General features: G+C 48.2%; 10 protein-coding genes. 7 read left to right on the top strand and 3 right to left on the bottom strand.

All coding sequences use genetic code 11. The features are described 5' to 3' along the window. The first annotated feature begins 1 nt into the window (after position 1). Entirely contained in the window at positions 2–7,540 is a 7,539-nt protein-coding gene (gene sprA, locus KUA48_RS06655; protein ID WP_218432032.1) for a cell surface protein SprA, read from the top strand. 125 nt (positions 7,541–7,665) lie between these two features. On the opposite strand, the gene nadB is transcribed toward sprA, so the two are convergent. Beyond that, positions 7,666–9,255, bottom strand: coding sequence for an L-aspartate oxidase (gene nadB / locus KUA48_RS06650; protein ID WP_218432029.1), 1,590 nt, complete (start codon positions 9,253–9,255; stop codon positions 7,666–7,668). A 233-nt stretch (positions 9,256–9,488) separates the two neighbouring features. Here nadB and KUA48_RS06645 point away from each other — a divergent pair, with 233 nt between their 5' ends. From KUA48_RS06645 to mutY, 4 genes are read left to right on the top strand one after another with little or no spacing between them, the layout of a single operon-like run. After that, positions 9,489–9,893: a hypothetical protein gene (locus KUA48_RS06645; protein ID WP_117693494.1), complete on the top strand. Its 405-nt coding sequence runs from the start codon at positions 9,489–9,491 to the stop codon at positions 9,891–9,893. Positions 9,894–9,923: 30 nt separating this feature from the next. Continuing rightward, positions 9,924–11,204, top strand: a complete 1,281-nt coding sequence (dacB, locus tag KUA48_RS06640; protein WP_153092062.1) for a D-alanyl-D-alanine carboxypeptidase/D-alanyl-D-alanine-endopeptidase — start codon at positions 9,924–9,926, stop codon at positions 11,202–11,204. A gap of 39 nt (positions 11,205–11,243) precedes the next feature. Next, a complete protein-coding gene (locus KUA48_RS06635; protein ID WP_218432027.1) occupies positions 11,244–12,497 on the top strand; it encodes a mechanosensitive ion channel family protein in 1,254 nt (417 codons plus the stop codon). Between the two features lie 21 nt (positions 12,498–12,518). After that, complete coding sequence (gene mutY, locus KUA48_RS06630) at positions 12,519–13,559, top strand: A/G-specific adenine glycosylase (RefSeq protein ID WP_218432025.1); 1,041 nt, start codon at positions 12,519–12,521, stop codon at positions 13,557–13,559. 81 nt (positions 13,560–13,640) lie between these two features. On the opposite strand, the gene rbr is transcribed toward mutY, so the two are convergent. Continuing rightward, the gene (rbr, locus tag KUA48_RS06625; protein WP_117728384.1) at positions 13,641–14,183 is read right to left on the bottom strand and encodes a rubrerythrin; all 543 of its coding nucleotides are present in this window, start codon (positions 14,181–14,183) and stop codon (positions 13,641–13,643) included. Between the two features lie 91 nt (positions 14,184–14,274). Next, on the bottom strand, positions 14,275–15,903 hold the full coding sequence (locus KUA48_RS06620) for a Na+/H+ antiporter NhaC family protein (RefSeq protein WP_218432023.1): 1,629 nt from the start codon (positions 15,901–15,903) through the stop codon (positions 14,275–14,277). A gap of 222 nt (positions 15,904–16,125) precedes the next feature. On the opposite strand from KUA48_RS06620, the gene KUA48_RS06615 reads away from it, so the two are divergent. Beyond that, entirely contained in the window at positions 16,126–16,833 is a 708-nt protein-coding gene (locus tag KUA48_RS06615; RefSeq protein WP_153082117.1) for an SIMPL domain-containing protein, read from the top strand. Between the two features lie 105 nt (positions 16,834–16,938). After that, a complete protein-coding gene (gene trxA / locus KUA48_RS06610) occupies positions 16,939–17,421 on the top strand; it encodes a thioredoxin (RefSeq protein ID WP_153092072.1) in 483 nt (160 codons plus the stop codon). Positions 17,422–17,452 lie beyond the last annotated feature (31 nt).

Below are 17,452 nucleotides of genomic sequence, written 5' to 3'. Positions count from 1 at the left end.
GATGAAACAGAAGCAAAGATTCATATCTTTTCTATTGGCTTGGCTGATGGTGGCAACCTTCGGCTATGCGATAGCTTTGCCTCAACTTCAGGACGATAAAAAGAAAAACCATATCAGCACAGTCCAGCCCGTGCAGCTCGATGAAGATACCATTCCCGATTCGCTGCTGCATACCCGCTGGCAGATTCAGCGCACCCAACCTTACTCCCTGAGCGACCTCTATCAGAGTCCGCTCGACCTGAAACGTCCTGATAATCTGCAATATCAGGTAGTCTACAACGATACCCTCGACCGCTATATCATCGGCAACCGCATGGGCTCAACCTGGCTTTCGGCTCCTATCATGCTCACTCCGAAAGAGTATCTTGCATGGACCGAACAGCAGCAGCGCAACAGCTACTTCCGCAAGCAGAACGATGAAATCTTCCAGGCAAAAGGCAAGGAGAAGTTCGATTTCTCAGATATGCACTTCGACTTGGGACCTGCAGAGAAAATCTTCGGTCCTGGTGGCATCAGAGTGAAGACACAGGGTTCTGCCGAACTTAAGTTCGGTATCAACAAGAAGAGCATCGACAATCCTTCGTTGCCTATCCGCAACCGAAAGACGACGATGATGGATTTTGATGAGAAAATCAATCTCAATGTCAACGGAAAGGTGGGCGATAAGGTGAACATGAACCTGAATTACAACACCGATGCCACCTTCGATTTCGATGCACAGAACATGAAACTGAAGTACGACGGCAAGGAAGATGAAATCATCAAACTCGTTGAGGCGGGCAACGTCTCCTTCCCTTCCAACTCTTCGCTCATCAAAGGCGCCAGCAGTCTGTTTGGTGTTAGAACCGATATGCAGTTTGGCAAACTCAAGCTGCAGATGGTGGCTTCGCAGAAGAAGAGTGCATCGAAGAGCGTATCTACCAGGGGCGGTGTGCAGCTCACCCCTTTCGAACTGAATGTAGCCGATTATGAGGAGAACCGCCACTTCTTCCTCTCCCAGTATTTCAGAAATCATTATGATGCCTGGATGCAGAAACTTCCTAATCTCACCACGGGCATCACCATTAACCGTGTGGAGGTGTGGGTTACCAACAAAACCGGCAATACCACCAATACCCGAAACATCGTAGCCCTGACCGACCTGGGCGAGAACCAGAAACTGAGCAACCCGATGTGGGCAGCGAGCGGACAGGTGCCTTCTAACCAGGCGAATACAGAGTATGCGGCGATGACAGGGCAGTATGCTGCTGCCCGTGACATCGACCAGGCAGCAACCACTCTCGATGGAGGCGGACTGGTTGGCGGAGCCGATTATGAGAAGCTGGAGAGTGCCCGCCTGCTCAATTCTTCAGAGTATACGGTCAATACTGCATTGGGTTATATCTCATTGAAAACCAGTCTGCAGACCGACCAGGTACTTGCCGTAGCCTATGAGTATACATCGGGAGGCGTTACCTATCAGGTGGGCGAGTTTGCATCCGATCTCAGCGATACCAAACAGGCACTCTTCGTGAAATCGCTCAAGAATACCAGTAACAATCCGCGACAGGGCAACTGGGGGTTGATGATGAAGAACGTTTATTATCTGGCTTCTACCGTAGAGAAGGAGAAGTTCCGCCTGGATGTAAAATACCAGAGCGATACCACCGGCGTATATCTCAGTTATATCCCTGAACAGCAGGTGAAGGAGCAGCCAATCATCCGTGTGCTGGGCGCCGACCGTCTGGATAACAACAACAAGGCACACAGCAATGGATATTTCGATTATGTAGAAGGCTATACCATCTCTAATGGACGCGTGTTCATTCCGAAGGTAGAGCCTTTCGGCAGTTATATGCGTGATTATCTGGTCAAGCGGGGCGTGGCTGCCGACAAGGCTGAAAAGTATGCCTTTACCGAACTCTATGACAGTACGAAGACCGTAGCCAAGCAGATAGCCGAAAAGAACAAGTATCAGATTGTGGGACAGTTCAAGGGCTCTGCAGCCAATGTCATCTCGCTCGATGCCTACAATGTGCCACAGGGCTCGGTGGTCGTTACGGCAGGCGGTGTCACCCTGAAAGAGGGCACCGACTATTCGGTAGATTACAGTGCCGGTGAGGTGACCATCCTGAACCAGAGCATCATCGATGCCGGTACGGCTGTCAACGTTTCTCTGGAGAGTAATACCGATTTCGGACAAACCCGAAAAACGATGTTCGGACTGAACTGGGAGTATGATTTTACCAAGAACTTCCAGTTGAGCGGTACTATCCAGCACCTCTCCGAACAGGCGCTTACCACCAAGGTATCCATGGGCTCCGAACCGCTGAAGAACACCCTTTGGGGCATCAATCTCAACTGGCGCAAGGAGAGTCAGTGGCTCACCAATGTGCTTGACAAGATACCATTCCTGCACCTCACCCAGCCATCGCAGATATCCTTTACAGGAGAATTTGCCCAGCTCATTGCCGGTGAGGCAGGCGGCACACAGGACAATGCATCTTATATCGATGACTTCGAGGGTACGAAGACTACCATCGATGTAACGACTCCTACCTCCTGGTTTATATCCAGTGTGCCTTCGCTCAATTTCAAGGACGATTACAGCGACAAGACCGGTCTGAGCAGCGGTTTCCACCGTTCGCGCCTAGCCTGGTATACCATCGATCCGCTGTTCACCCGCCGTGGAAGTTCGCTCACTCCGGGACATATCAAGGGCGACCTCAAGCAGTTGAGTAACCATTATGTCCGCGAGGTCTATACCAAGGAACTCTTCCCATTGCGCGACCAAAGCAGTTATCAGGGCGCTACCAATACCCTGAATGTACTCAATCTGGCTTACTATCCAAGCGAGCCGGGACCATACAACTTCAATGTAACAGATTTGCAGGCAGACGGAACCCTGCAGAATCCGCAGCGCAACTGGGGCGGAATGATGCGTAAGCTGGATACCAACGATTTCGAGCAGGCAAACATCGAATACATCGAGTTCTGGATGCTCGATCCGTTTATCTATTCCCGCGAAGAGGCTGATGCTGCCGATTATGGGGGCGATTTCTACATCAACCTGGGCGAGGTGAGCGAGGATATCCTGCGTGATGGCAAGAAATTCTATGAGAGTGGCATGCCGGTAGATGGCAGCAAGAGCTACACCTATACCCAGTGGGGTAAGATTCCTACCCAGAGCACCGTGACCTATGCCTTTGCTACCACCAGTGGCAGCAGAGCCTTGCAGGATGTGGGTTTCAACGGACTGACCGATGCCGAGGAGCAGGAATTCTACAAGAGTGCTTATCTCGACCAGATTCAGGGCAAGGTGAACCAGGCGGTATTCGACAGCATCTTTGCCGATCCGGCACGTGATGACTACCACTATTTCCGCGGTTCCGACTGGGATGAGATGCGTGCTCCTATCTTGCAGCGATATAAGTATATCAACAATCCTCAGGGCAACTCGCCTGACAGCGACAGCCGTTCTGAGAGCTATGATACTTCTTATAAGTCAACGCCGGATGTCGAGGATATCAACCAGGATTATACCCTCAACGAATATGAGAAATACTTCCAGTACCGTGTCAGCATCCGTCCGGAAGATCTCGTGGTGGGTAACAATCATATCGTAGATAAGCGTGAATACAGCCAGACCTGGCGTGATAATACCAAGTCTACCGTTACCTGGTATCAGTTCCGCATACCTATCGATGAGTTTGAGAGCCGTCAGGGCAACATCAACGACTTCTCCAGCATCCGCTTCATGCGTATGTTCCTCACCGGTTTCAAGAAACCTATCGTGCTGCGTTTCGGTACCTTCAACCTCGTGATGGGCAAGTGGCGTACCTATGATCAGCCGCTCGGCGCAGCCAGTGGCGGAACCCTCGACGCAAGCAGCGTGAGTCTGGAAGAGAACGGCGAGAAGACACCGGTCAACTATGTATTGCCTCCGGGTATCAAGCGCGAACAGGATCCTAGTCAGCCTCAGTTGGTTGAGGCTAACGAGCAGGCGTTGAGTCTGGTGGTCAAGAATATGAGCACAGGTGAGGCGAAGGCGGTTTACAAGAATTCTACCCTTGATCTGCGCCAGTACAAGCGCATCCAGATGTTTGCCCATGCCAATGCATTGGAGCAGAATACCACCCGTCTGCAGGATGGTGATCTCTCAGTCTTCATCCGTCTGGGTAGCGATTACAAGAACAATTACTACGAGTATGAAATCCCGCTGAAACTCACCGAGCCACGCTCCAACTACAACCGCTATGTGCTTGCCGACTGTAAGGCGGTATGGCCTGAGGAGAATATGCTCGATGTGCCGCTGAGTGTCTTTACGGCATTGAAGAAAAACCGTAACAAGGCGAAGGCACAGGGTGTGGCTTCTTATCTCGCTCCTTATTCCATGATGGATGCAGAACATCCGCAGAACAAGATTACCATCGTGGGTAATCCGAGTCTCGGCGAAGTGAAGACCATGATGCTGGGTGTGAGAAACAATTCTGCCGACATCAAGAGCGGTGAGGTATGGATAAACGAACTCCGACTCAAGGAACACAATAATTCGGGTGGTTGGGCAGCCAATGCCAACCTCAACGTACAACTCTCCGATCTGGGTAGCGTGAATGCCACCGGCAGATACATCAGCGAGGGATTCGGCGGTCTGGAAGATGGCGTGGCAAGTCGCACCACCGATAATTACGGTACCTACAGTGTGACCACATCGCTCGAAATGGGTAAGTTCTTCCCTGACAAGGCGAAGGTGAGCATACCTTTATATTATAGTGTTACCAAGGAGAAGACCACTCCTAAGTATAATCCGCTGGATACCGATATGGAGTTGAAGGATGCCCTCGATGCTGCCGGCTCCAAGCATGAGCGCGATTCTATCGAGAATATCGCTGCCACCAAGATTACGCAGACCAACTTCTCCATCTCGAATGCCCGGGTGGGTATCGCTACCAAGCGCCATCCGATGCCATACGATCCTGCCAACTTCTCATTCACCTACAGTCATCAGCATCAGTATACTACGGGTGAAACGACGATGTATGAGCGAAAGGATAACTGGCGCGGAGCCCTGGATTATTCGTGGAGCCCGGTTTATAAGGCTTGGGAACCATTCAAGGGACTGAAGAACAAGAGTAAGTGGCTCGACATACTGAAACGTTTCGGACTGAACTGGCTGCCGCAGAACATAGCCTTTAATACCGAGATGACGCGCGACTACTACGAGTTGCAGGAGCGCGATATGGAAACCCTGATGAGTGGAGCTGCCGGAGTAGACTCCAAGTTGCCGCTCACCTTCAGTGAGCAGTTCCTCTGGAACCGTGAGTTCTCCATCAACTGGGATTTGACCAAGAACCTGCACATGAACTTCCAGAGTGCTACCCATGCACAGATAGAGGAACCATATACACCGGTCAACAAGGATCTTTATGCCGACCAGTATCATGCCTGGAAGGATTCCGTATGGACCAGCATCCGCCACTGGGGTGCACCGCTCGACTATAGTCAGACTTTCCAGGCATCCTACAGGTTGCCTCTCAATCTGCTGCCTGTCTTCGACTGGGTGAACAGCGATGCCTCTTACAATGCCAACTATTCTTGGGAGCGCGGTACAGAGGATGAGGAGGGCAACTCGTATGGAAATACCATCAATACCCAGCGCGAACTGACATTGAACGGTAACTTTAACCTGGTGAAACTCTACAACCATGTGCCTTTCCTGAAGAAGGTAAACGATAAGTTTGACCGTACCCAGAGTAGGGCACAGATGCAGCGCAAGAAGCAGGAAAAAAAGAAAAAAAAGCAGGAAGAAAAGGAACAGGCGGCTGATCCGAAGAAGGCGCTGCCTAAGAACAAGCGTGCCTTCGAACGGGAAATCACCCTCCTGCCTGATACTACATTCAAGATACGCCACGGCAAGAATACCAAGCGACTGATTGTGAATGCCAAGACGGAAGACGGCAAGGTATTCTCGCTTAAATATAAAAAGGTGGATAATAACCAGATCAGAATCATCTCAAAGGTAGATACTGCCATGAAGGTGAAACTCTCCGTACTGGCTAAGGAACCGCTTGATGATAAGAAATGGTATAAGGGATTGCAGTTGGCTAGTCGCCTGGCAATGATGGTGCGCAACGTAAGCATCAACTATCGCAGCAGCTATCAGCTCACCCTGCCGGGCTTCTTGCCTAGTGTGGGTGATGCCTTCGGACAGAAGAAGGTGGGACAGATGGCACCGGGTCTTGACTTTGCCTTCGGTATGGTTGGCGACGATTATATCGAGAAGGCTAGAAACAACGACTGGCTGCTCTGCAACGACAGTATCGCAACACCTGCTACTACCAGCAGAACGGATAATCTTACGTTGCGTGCCACCCTGGAGCCTATCAAAGATTTCAAGATTGATCTCTCAGCCACACGTACCAAGACCACGCAGAAGAGCATACAGTATATGTATGAAGGAACGCCAACTACCCAGAGTGGAGCCTTCCAGATGACTACCATCTCGCTGGGGTCGGCTTTCGAGGGAATGGGCAATGCCAATTCGGGTTATCGCAGCAAGACCTTCGAGAAGTTTGTCAACTTGCTGGCTGTTTTCAGAGATAGGGTAGAGGCGCAGTATGCAGGTACCGTTTATCCGACAGGTTCGGCTCTGGCTGGCGGCAAGTTTGATGCTTCCCGCACGCCGGTCAACCAGTATAGCAGCGATGTCATGATTCCTGCCTTCCTCAAGGCTTATACCTCGATGGGTGGCAATTCGCTTTCGGTATTCCCGGCATTGAGCCGGATGTTGCCAAACTGGACCATCCGTTACAGCGGACTGGGACGTCTGCCTTGGTTCAACGAGCACTTCAAGAGTGTCAACATCAACCACTCTTACAAAAGCGTCTTTGCGGTTGGCAGCTACAACAGTTACAGCACCTTCCAGGAGTATATGAACGGTCTCGGCTTCGTGAGTGATGCCACTACGGGCAATCCATCTCCAAGTAGCATGTTCAACATTTCGCAGGTAAGTATCAACGAGTCGTTCTCGCCATTATTGGGTATGGATGTCACATTCAACAATAATATGACGGTGAAGGCAGAATATCGCCAGACCCGTGTATTGAACCTCAGTATGACGAGTGTGCAGCTGAACGAGGCATTGAGTAAGGACTGGGTAATCGGTATGGGTTACCGCATCAACAACTTCGATGTTTTCGGTTGGGGCGCCAAGGCCTCCCGTTCCAAGTCGAAGGGCGGCAACAAGAATGCAGCCAATAAGAATGCGTCGACCACCAAGACGGTTCAGAATGGTACCAACCATGACCTGAATCTACGTCTTGACTTCAGTTTCCGCAAGCAGGCAGCCATCGTTCGTGATATTGCCTCAATGGTAAGCAGTGCCAGCAGCGGCAACAATGCTCTGAAACTGAGTTTCTCTGCCGATTATACCTTCAGCAAACTCCTTACCATGAGTTTCTATTATGACCGTCAGACCAACACCCCGCTCCTGTCGAGCAGCAGTTATCCTACCACCACACAGGATTTCGGCCTGAGCATCAAGTTCTCGCTGACGAGATAAAAAGAAAATTCACTAGAACCAATAGGTAGAAAGAAAAATTCTCTAATTCTCAAATTCTTGAAAATAAAAAAAAGCTCGGATGCATTACAAGCATCCGAGCTTTTTAATATTCTGATAATTCTTGATTACTTCTTGTCGTAAGCATGAACAGGATAGTCGATGGTATAGTGGAGACCACGGCTCTCCTTGCGTTCTATCGCCATGCGGGTGATGAGATAACCCACGTTAATCATGTTGCGGAGCTCGCAGAGTTCCTTGCTTACCTTTACACGCTTGAAGAGATTTTCTGTCTCTTCGTAGAGAAGATCGAGGCGGTCCCATGCTCGCTTCAGACGGATATCGCTGCGCACGATGCCTACATAGTTGCTCATGCATTCGCCCACCTCTTTCACGCTCTGTGTAATCAGCACCTTCTCTTCGTTGGTCAAAGTACCTTCATCATTCCATGCTGGTACCTTCTCATTGAAGTCGTACTCATCTACATGTTCAATACTGTGCTTGGCAGCAGTCTCGGCATAAACCACAGCCTCGATGAGCGAGTTGCTGGCAAGACGGTTACCGCCATGCAGACCGGTGCATGAACACTCGCCCAGAGCATAGAGACGGTTAATGCTTGAACAGCCGTTCAAATCAACCTTGATACCACCACACATATAGTGAGCGGCAGGACGAACAGGGATATACTCCTTGGTGATGTCGATGCCGATGCTCAGACACTTGGCGTAGATATTAGGGAAGTGACGCTTGGTCTCCTCTGGATTCTTATGGGTTACATCGAGACAGACATGATCCAATCCGTGAATCTTCATCTCCTTATCGATGGCACGAGCCACGATGTCACGAGGAGCCAGACTCAATCGCTTATCATATTTCTCCATGAAGCTCTCGCCGTTAGGCAGACGCAAGATGCCGCCATAACCACGCATAGCCTCGGTGATGAGGAAGGCAGGATGGGTTTCGCCCGGATGATAAAGAGCGGTTGGGTGGAACTGGACAAACTCCATGTCGGCTACAGTTCCCTTGGCACGGTATACCATCGCCTCACCATCGCCAGTGGCAATCACAGGGTTGGTGGTAGTCTGATAAACGGCACCACATCCACCGGTACACATCACGGTAACCTTACTCAGATAGGTATCTACCTTCTGGGTATCAGGATTCAATACGTATGCACCGTAACAGTTGATATAAGGAGTGCGGCGGGTAACACGGGCACCCAAGTGGTGCTGAGTGATAATCTCCACGGCGAAATGATTTTCCTTGATATCGATATCCGGACAGTTGCGCACAGCCTCCATCAGACCGCGCTGGATTTCTGCACCCGTATCATCTGCATGATGAAGGATGCGGAACTCGCTGTGACCGCCCTCACGGTGTAGGTCGAACTTACCGTCCTGCTGCTTATCGAAGTTGACGCCCCACTGCACGAGCTCCTTGATCTGCTCCGGTGCCATGGTGACAACCTGCTTCACTGCTTTATAATCGCTGATATAATCACCAGCAATCATAGTATCCTGTATGTGCTTGTCGAAGTTATCCACTTCCAAGTTGGTAACTGACGCCACACCACCTTGTGCGAATGACGTGTTAGCCTCGTCGAGCGAGGTCTTGCAAATCATACACACCTTACCTTTATGCGCTCTGGCTACTTTCAGGGCGTAACTCATACCGGCAACTCCTGAGCCGATAATCAGAAAATCATACTTATAAACCATTGAGTTTATTCTTATCTAATTTCAATATTAAGAACAGGTGTTTTTATCTATAAAACAACCCCATTCTCTCAGAATTAATTCTTAATTCGTTGCAAAAGTAATAATTAATCTTTAAAATGAGTAATAAGAGAGGGATTTTTTGTAATTTTGCAGCGAAATTTAAGGTTATATAGTCTTTTAGACTATCAAACGGTCGTAAAAACGACAATAATATAAGGTAATAAATCAAAGTTATGGCAGATAGAACTTTTCATAAGCGCTTTACGCTGACGGCACGTATCGGTGTGGCGGTGTTTGCAATCCTGGCTCTCTATTTCTTCTGGGTCAAACTGGCTATCATCGGCATCTTTGTGGCTATCATCATCGTGGGCATGATAGAGCGCATACTGAATACAACCTATACCTTCAAGATGGTAAAACCGATAGACCTGGATGAGGAGATGGAATATCTCATCATCAATGAGGGCAGGTTCTCTTCCAACAGAAATGTGCCGCTATGTGATGTCATTGATGTACACATCGCCAAGACTTTCTTCGGATTAGACCATTGTGTGGTCATCGAATACGGACATAAGAATATTGTGACCGTTCAGCCGGATAATGAAGAGGCGTTTATGGAGAGAATCAAAAATAAATAATTTCTTTTAAGTTCAGGTGAACTGATTGTGATGAAAAAGATAATATATATGATGTTGGGTCTGATGATGGTATGGATCTCTGTACCGGTGCAGGCCCAGAATGTGATTGAAGATGAGGGAACAGAAACGGTTGATGAGGAAGATGTTTCCGACTCTACACTCGTTGACTCCCTGGCAGCGGATACGCTGACGCAGAAATTTCCTTGGCCCGAATCGGTGAAGGTGGGTATTGATAAACTCCTTGAAAGCAAGATGTTCGAAACATCACAGGTAGGACTGATGGTCTGGGACCTGTCTGCTGACTCTTGTATCTATCAGAGAAATGAACGGCAGCTGATGCGTCCGGCAAGTACGATGAAGCTCCTGACTGCCATTACGGCGCTCGATAAGTTGGGCGGTTCTTACCAGTTTAAAACCACTCTGAAATATACCGGTACCATTGAGAATGGGGTGTTGACGGGTGATGTCTATTGTATAGGCGGTATGGATCCCCGTTTCAACAGCGATGATATGTCGGCATTTGTCAATAGTCTGAAGGATATGGGTGTTGACACCATCCGTGGCAGCATCTATGCCGACCGTTCTTTGAAGGATGCTGATTTGTTGGGTGAAGGCTGGTGCTGGGATGATGACAATCCGGTGCTTTCGCCACTGGTATTCCAGCGCAAGGACATCTTTATGGATAAGTTTCTTGCCAAGCTCCGTGAGGAAGGCATCGAATATTCCTGCTTTGGGGCTTCAGAGAAGACTTGCCCTGCGAGTGCCTTTACGGTCTGTACCCGATTCCATACGATGGATCAGATTCTGCACAAGATGATGAAGGAGAGTGACAATCTCTATGCCGAGAGCATGTATTATCAGATTGCGGCTTCTACGGGCAATAAATGGGCGAGTGCCAAGAGTGCCCGGAATGTGGAAAGACAGCTTATCCGCAAGATAGGACTCGATCCGGCAAGATATAAACTGGCTGACGGCTCGGGACTTTCGCTCTATAATTATCTCAGTGCCGAACTGGAGGTGAAACTGCTGCGTTATGCTTATCTCAACGGTAATATCATGGACCATCTGAAGCATTCGCTGCCTATCGGTGGGGTTGACGGTACGTTGAAGAAGCGTATGAAGAACAGTTTTGTGCATGGCAATGTGAAAGCAAAGACGGGTACGCTGACGGGCATCATCTCATTGGCGGGTTACTGTACCGCAGCCAATGGTCATGAGCTCTGTTTCGCCATCATCAACAATGGTATCATGCATGGCAATAATGCCAGACACTTTGCAGATAAAGTATGTACTTTGCTCTGCCAACCGTGAGCGTTAGTTGATAGTTTATAGTTGATAGTTAATAGTTTTATGGAGGAAATTCGTAAGTTTGTAGATGAAATGATAACATGGGCAGGAGTCACTGGCGATTTTGTGCCCATGCTGCGCCATATTTTGCTCACCATTACTGCCATCCTCTTGGCGATGCTGAGCGATTTCCTGTGTCGCAAGATACTAGTTCCGCTCATCAGTAAGATTACTGATAAGACGGACATCACTTGGGATGATGTGCTGCTGAACAAGAAGGTGCTCACCTCGGCTTGCCATATTGTGCCGGCTGTGGTGATATGGTCGCTTATGCCGCTGATTTATCTGGAGTATCCGATATTCAAAGAGATATTGGAGCGGGCCACGGGCATCTATATCGTGGTGATGTCGGTGCGTACGGCTCTGGTCTTCATCGGGTCTTTCAAAGGACTGGAGGATTCTCAGGAACGACGCTCGTCGGCTCAGCAGTATTTCCATACTTTCTGCGGTGTTCTCAGGGTATTGATGCTCTTTGTGGCTGGCGTGGTGGTGGTTGCCATCCTGCTGGGCAAGAGTCCGATGACCCTCTTTGCCGGTTTAGGTGCTACCTCGGCTGTCCTGATGCTGGTCTTCAAGGATACCATCACGGGATTGGCGGCTGGTGTGCGTCTTACCAGCAATGATATGTTGCATAAGGGCGACTGGATTACGGTGAAGTCGGTGGATGCCAATGGTATTGTTGAGGATATGTCTCTCACGACCGTGAAGGTGCGCAACTTTGATAACACCATCGTTACCATTTCGCCTATTACCCTGGTGAATGGTTCGTTCCAGAACTGGATTGGTATGCAGAAGAGTGGTGGACGAAGAGTGAAGCGCGTGGTTTACTTCGATTTTCGTAGTGTCCGTCTGGTGGATGAGACATTAAAACGTAATCTGCTTACCAAGCATTTCGCTACCGAAGATTCGTTTAAGTTGAAGGAGTCGTTGCAGAAGGCGATAGATAAAGATATACAAGAGGGGAAGGATATTGAGGATTTAAAGAATCCTGCAGCCCTTGCTCCTACCAATCTCCAGCTTTACCGTAAATTCATGGAGAAGTATCTGCGCCAGCGTCCGGAGGTCAATACCGATCTCACATTGATGGTGCGCCACATGGAAGCCACGCAATGCGGTCTCCCTATCGAGTTCTATTTCTTCATTAAGGATAAGGTATGGGTGAATTATGAGCACATTCTCGCCGATATCATGGAGCATGCCTATGCCTTGGCGAATGAGTTCGGCCTGAAGATTTACGAGCAATATCCGGAACAGTAATTACTTTGAACATTGAATTTTATGAATAGTTTTTCGGCTGTCATTATCCGTTGGTTTCGTGAGAATGGTAGGGATTTGCCTTGGCGCGAAACCAAGGATCCTTATGCCATCTGGCTGAGCGAAATCATCCTTCAGCAAACCCGCATCGCACAGGGATGGGAATATTGGGAGCGGTTCATGAAGACCTATCCCAAGGTTGAAGACTTGGCTGCAGCCAGCGAGGATGATGTCTTGAAACTCTGGCAGGGATTGGGGTATTACTCGCGAGCCCGCAACCTTCATGCTGCTGCCAGACAGATAGTAGAGCTCGGTCATTTCCCTGATACGCTTGAAGGTATCAAAGCCCTGAAAGGGGTGGGCGATTATACTGCAGCAGCCATCGGTTCTTTTGCCTTTGATATTCCGGCGGCAGTAGTAGATGGCAATGTGTATCGGGTTCTTTCACGTTACTTCGGAATAGATACTCCTATCAACTCAACGCAGGGGAAAAAAGAGTTTGCTGCGTTGGCTCAATCACTCTTGCCTGCTTCGTCTGCTCAGCAACTTTCTGATACAGCATTATCGCCTGCTGCTGCCTACAACCAGGGCATGATGGATTTCGGAGCTATCCAGTGCACTCCCCAATCTCCAAAATGTCTTGTCTGTCCGCTTGCCGAAACCTGTGAGGCGTTGAGGACTGGAAGGGTAGAGGAGTTGCCGGTGAAGAACAAGACACTGAAGGTAAAAACGCGCCATCTCTCCTATATATATATAAGGTGTAAAGGCGAAGTGGCTATCCACCGTCGCGGCGAGGGTGATATCTGGCAAGGATTGTGGGAACCATATAACGCATCAGATGCTCCGCAACTGCCTGCCTTTGTCCATAATCCTCTTCTCCTGGCTAAGGATGTGAAGCATGTACTTACCCATCGCATCCTCCTTGCCGACTTCTATCTGCAGGAAACAGAAACCCGCCCCCTGCTCCCTGATGATTATATCTGGGTGAAAGAGGACGAGGTAGAACAGTATGGTGTTCCAAGGTTGATAGAAATCATGTTGGAAATGGTTCAAGCTAAATCATAAAAAAGAGGGTGTGTCATAAGGCCATGACACACCCTCTCTTATTTATATATGTTCTGTTAGATATTTCGTCTCAAGCAAGAATTAGTAATTCTGTGCTTCAATCTGGAAGTAGCTCTGTGGGTGGTTGCAGACTGGACAAACCTCAGGAGCCTTCTTGCCTACTACGATATGTCCGCAGTTAGAGCACTGCCAGATGCAGTCGCCGTCACGAGAGAAGACGAGCTTGTCTTGTACGTTCTTCAAGAGCTTGCGATAACGCTCCTCGTGGTGCTTCTCGATTTCAGCAACCATCTCAAACTTAGCTGCAATCTCCTCGAAACCTTCTTCGCGAGCCTCCTTTGCCATGCGTGGATACATATCGGTCCACTCATCGTGCTCACCATTGGCAGCAGCTTCCAGGTTCTTCTCTGTATCCTGGATAGCACCGCCCTCCAGATACTTGAACCACAACTTAGCGTGCTCCTTCTCGTTAGCAGCTGTCTCCTCAAAGATATTAGCTATCTGTACAAAACCGTCCTTCTTTGCTTTGCTTGCAAAATAGGTATATTTGTTACGAGCCTGTGACTCACCAGCGAAAGCCTCCTGGAGGTTCTTCTCTGTCTTTGTTCCTTTTAATTCCTTCATAATGTCTTCTTTTTATAATGTTAATATGTTCTTTATTAAATTCTTATGCAAAGATATTGAAAATATTTCAAATATACAAATAAATTAAGAACTATTTAACTTTTTGGCGCTTATTTAAATAAAATAAAGCAAAACAGAGCATGGCAACACCGAATATCCACGAGATGATGGCACTCGTTACCATACCCAGCGTATGAGTGAATCCCGCCACAATGAAGGTGAGGAAACTCACAAAGGCTACAGTCAGGGCGTAAGGCAACTGTGATGATACATGATGTACATGCTTGCATTCCGCTCCTGCACTCGCCATGATGGTGGTATCGCTGATAGGAGAGATATGGTCGCCACATACCGCTCCAGCCATACATGCCGAGATAGAGATGATGCGCAAAGGATCAGCACCAGGGAATACGGCGATGCAGATAGGAATCAGAATACCGAAGGTTCCCCAGGAGGTACCCGTTGCAAATGCCAGGAAGCCTGCTACCAGGAAGATGATGCCCGGAAGAAGCATCTGAAGTTCTGAGGCACTGCTCGCTACAACCGATGATACATATTCTGCCGCACCCAGCGAGTCGGTCATACTCTTCAGCGTCCATGCCAAAGTAAGAATCAGAATGGCTGGTACCATCGCCTCAAAACCCTTGATGAGACTACTCATCGCCTCATCGAAAGGCAAGGTCTTGCGAATAGTAAACATCATGATGGTAAGAATCAGAGCAGCCAATGAACCGATTACCAAGCCCACAGAGGCATTGCTCGCAGCAAAGGCATCTACAAAGTTGAGATAGTTGGCATTATCGGCATCGAAGAATCCGCCCGAATATACCATGCCCGCCATGCAGAAGATAATCAGCATGATGATTGGTATCACCAGGTCGCTCACGGTTCCCTTGTTCTTGGAATCCTCTTCCTGTTTGGCTCCCACACCGTGCTCAACAATCTGCAGTTTGGTATCACTCACTTCATCGAGTTTTCCGCCATTGGTTCGCTCGTACCATTCCTTCAGTCTTGCATCATACTTGCTCATCGCCTTGAAGTCGAAGCCCAGTATCACGATGCCAAACATAAAGAGGATGGTAAAGAAAGCGTAGAAGTTAAAAGGTATCGCCTTGCAGAAAAGCGCCAGTCCGTTCTCACCGCCCGATACGAACCCCGATACCGCAGCTGCCCAACTCGAGATAGGGGAGATGATGCAGACCGGAGCGGCTGTAGAGTCGATGAGATAAGCCAGTTTCTCCTTGGTAACACCATTGCGCACGGCGATAGGCCGCATCACCGAACCCACCGTAAGGCAGTTGAAGTAATCGTCGATGAATATCAGGATACCGAGCAGGATGGTAGCAATCTGTACGCCAACCTTCGAGTGTACGTGCTTGGAAGCCCAACGGCCGAAAGCTGCCGAACCTCCCGCCTTGTTCATCAGTGAAACGATGCTGCCCAACACCACCAGGAATACCAGAATGCCCACGTTCCATGGGTCGGAAAGACAATGTATCAAACCGTATGCCTTGGCATCATCGCCTTCACCTACAGTGTGGTTTGTCAGGTGAACGAGGAATCCGTCGAAACCTGTTCCCATCGAAATGCAATATTGAACGGCACCCAGTATGATACCGATAAAAAGAGAAGAATAGACCTCCTTTGTCTTCAGCGCCAGAGCGATGGCGACGATAGGAGGCAGTAACGACCATGCGGTCCCAATCATGTTGTAATCCATTTTATTGTTTTTGGGCAAAGGTAGTTTTTTTTGGTAATATATGCAAGCTTTTTGGCAGAAAAAATGGTGCTTATGGGTTGATATGGGCTGTTTTAGCATATTTTATCATTATAAAGTGTCGTTTTTCTATATTTTTATTGTATCTTTGAAAACTCAAATTGCAACTCAATCTGAGATAGAATGGAAATTCAATTTTAACAACTTAATAATGGAGGACTAATTATGAACATCAATTCTGGTATTAAGCAAGCCGTGATTTTAACCATCGGCATCATCGTGCTTGGATTTTGTATCAAGTCGGGACTTGAAAGTGTGATTAGTAATGATCGAAAGGTTGTAGTGAAAGGCCTTGCCGAAAAGGAGGTGGAGGCTGATAAGGTGACGTGGCCTATCGTTTCCAAGGAAATAGGCAATGACCTGCCTGAACTCTATCAAAAAATCAATGCCACCACGAGAACCATCAGAAACTTCCTGGTGGAGAATGGTGTAAAGACTAATGAAATCAATGTGAATGCGCCTGTGGTCATCGACCTCAATGCTGAACGGTATGGCGAAAACCGCCAGGGCTATCGTTATAACATTACTTCCATCATCACGGTTACATCGAAGAACGTGAAACTGGTCCGCAGTATCATTGCCCGTCAGGGTAATCTGCTCCAGAAGGGGGTTGCCATTGTGGATGGTGGTTACGAGAATCCGGTGAAGTATGAGTATGTTGCCTTCCGTCAGATGAAACCTAAGATGATGCAGGAGGCGATAGAAAATGCTGAGCAGACTGCTGCCCAGTTTGCTGAGAACAGCAAGAGTAAGATAGACAAGATTATGAATGCCGACCAGGGCCAGTTCTCTATCGAAGACCGCGATTCCAATACTCCATATATTAAAAAGGTAAGGGTTGTTACTACCGTTACTTATTCTTTGAAGGATTAGGAGTAGTGATTAGTGAATAGTGATTATTTATTAGTGATTAATTGTAATAAGAGGGTGTGTTATAGCCTAATGGCATACCTTCTCAAATTAAAACAACGAAAAACTATGAAGAAAATCATATTAGCAGCTGTTTTATTTCTACCATTTCTTGTTTCTTGTTCACAGAATAGGAAAGCACCTGCTGTTTCTTCTCAAACGGCTGAAGAGAAGTCTGAGAAAACTGAAACTGCCAAGGTGCAATATCTCACCACATCTGATTTCAGAAAAAAGATTATGGATTACGAGGCTCATCCGGATGAATGGGTATTCGCCGGTTCCCGTCCTGCCGTCATCGATTTCTATACCACCTGGTGTGGTCCTTGCAAGATGATGGCTCCCGTAGTGGAATCTCTCGCCGGGAAATATGCCGGCAAGATAGATTTCTATAAGGTGGATATCGACCAGGAGTCCGAACTTGCTTCTGTTTTCGGTATCAGCAGCATCCCTACCTTCCTCTTCATCCCCGTGAAAGGCAAACCATCTGTGCAGATGGGTGCTATGCAAAAGGAGGATTTCGAAGGACTGATTGATAAAATTAAAATAAAATAAAATGACAATTTGGTAGCATCTCAAATTTCCA

It is taken from the genome of Segatella copri (genome assembly GCF_019249795.2).
GTDB lineage: Bacteria > Bacteroidota > Bacteroidia > Bacteroidales > Bacteroidaceae > Prevotella > Prevotella copri_B.
Note: the sequence above shows the minus strand (reverse complement) of the source record. Positions and strands in the feature narration are given on the sequence as shown.

What these genes read in the sequence shown, in the direction of transcription:
- trxA (WP_153092072.1), top strand. Translation starts at nt 16,939, where the DNA reads ATGAAGAAAATCATATTAGCAGCTGTTTTATTTCTACCATTTCTTGTT.
- KUA48_RS06615 (WP_153082117.1), top strand. Translation starts at nt 16,126, where the DNA reads ATGAACATCAATTCTGGTATTAAGCAAGCCGTGATTTTAACCATCGGC.
- KUA48_RS06645 (WP_117693494.1), top strand. Translation starts at nt 9,489, where the DNA reads ATGGCAGATAGAACTTTTCATAAGCGCTTTACGCTGACGGCACGTATC.
- mutY (WP_218432025.1), top strand. Translation starts at nt 12,519, where the DNA reads ATGAATAGTTTTTCGGCTGTCATTATCCGTTGGTTTCGTGAGAATGGT.
- nadB (WP_218432029.1), bottom strand. Translation starts at nt 9,255, where the DNA reads ATGGTTTATAAGTATGATTTTCTGATTATCGGCTCAGGAGTTGCCGGT.
- KUA48_RS06635 (WP_218432027.1), top strand. Translation starts at nt 11,244, where the DNA reads ATGGAGGAAATTCGTAAGTTTGTAGATGAAATGATAACATGGGCAGGA.
- dacB (WP_153092062.1), top strand. Translation starts at nt 9,924, where the DNA reads ATGAAAAAGATAATATATATGATGTTGGGTCTGATGATGGTATGGATC.
- rbr (WP_117728384.1), bottom strand. Translation starts at nt 14,183, where the DNA reads ATGAAGGAATTAAAAGGAACAAAGACAGAGAAGAACCTCCAGGAGGCT.
- sprA (WP_218432032.1), top strand. Translation starts at nt 2, where the DNA reads ATGAAACAGAAGCAAAGATTCATATCTTTTCTATTGGCTTGGCTGATG.
- KUA48_RS06620 (WP_218432023.1), bottom strand. Translation starts at nt 15,903, where the DNA reads ATGGATTACAACATGATTGGGACCGCATGGTCGTTACTGCCTCCTATC.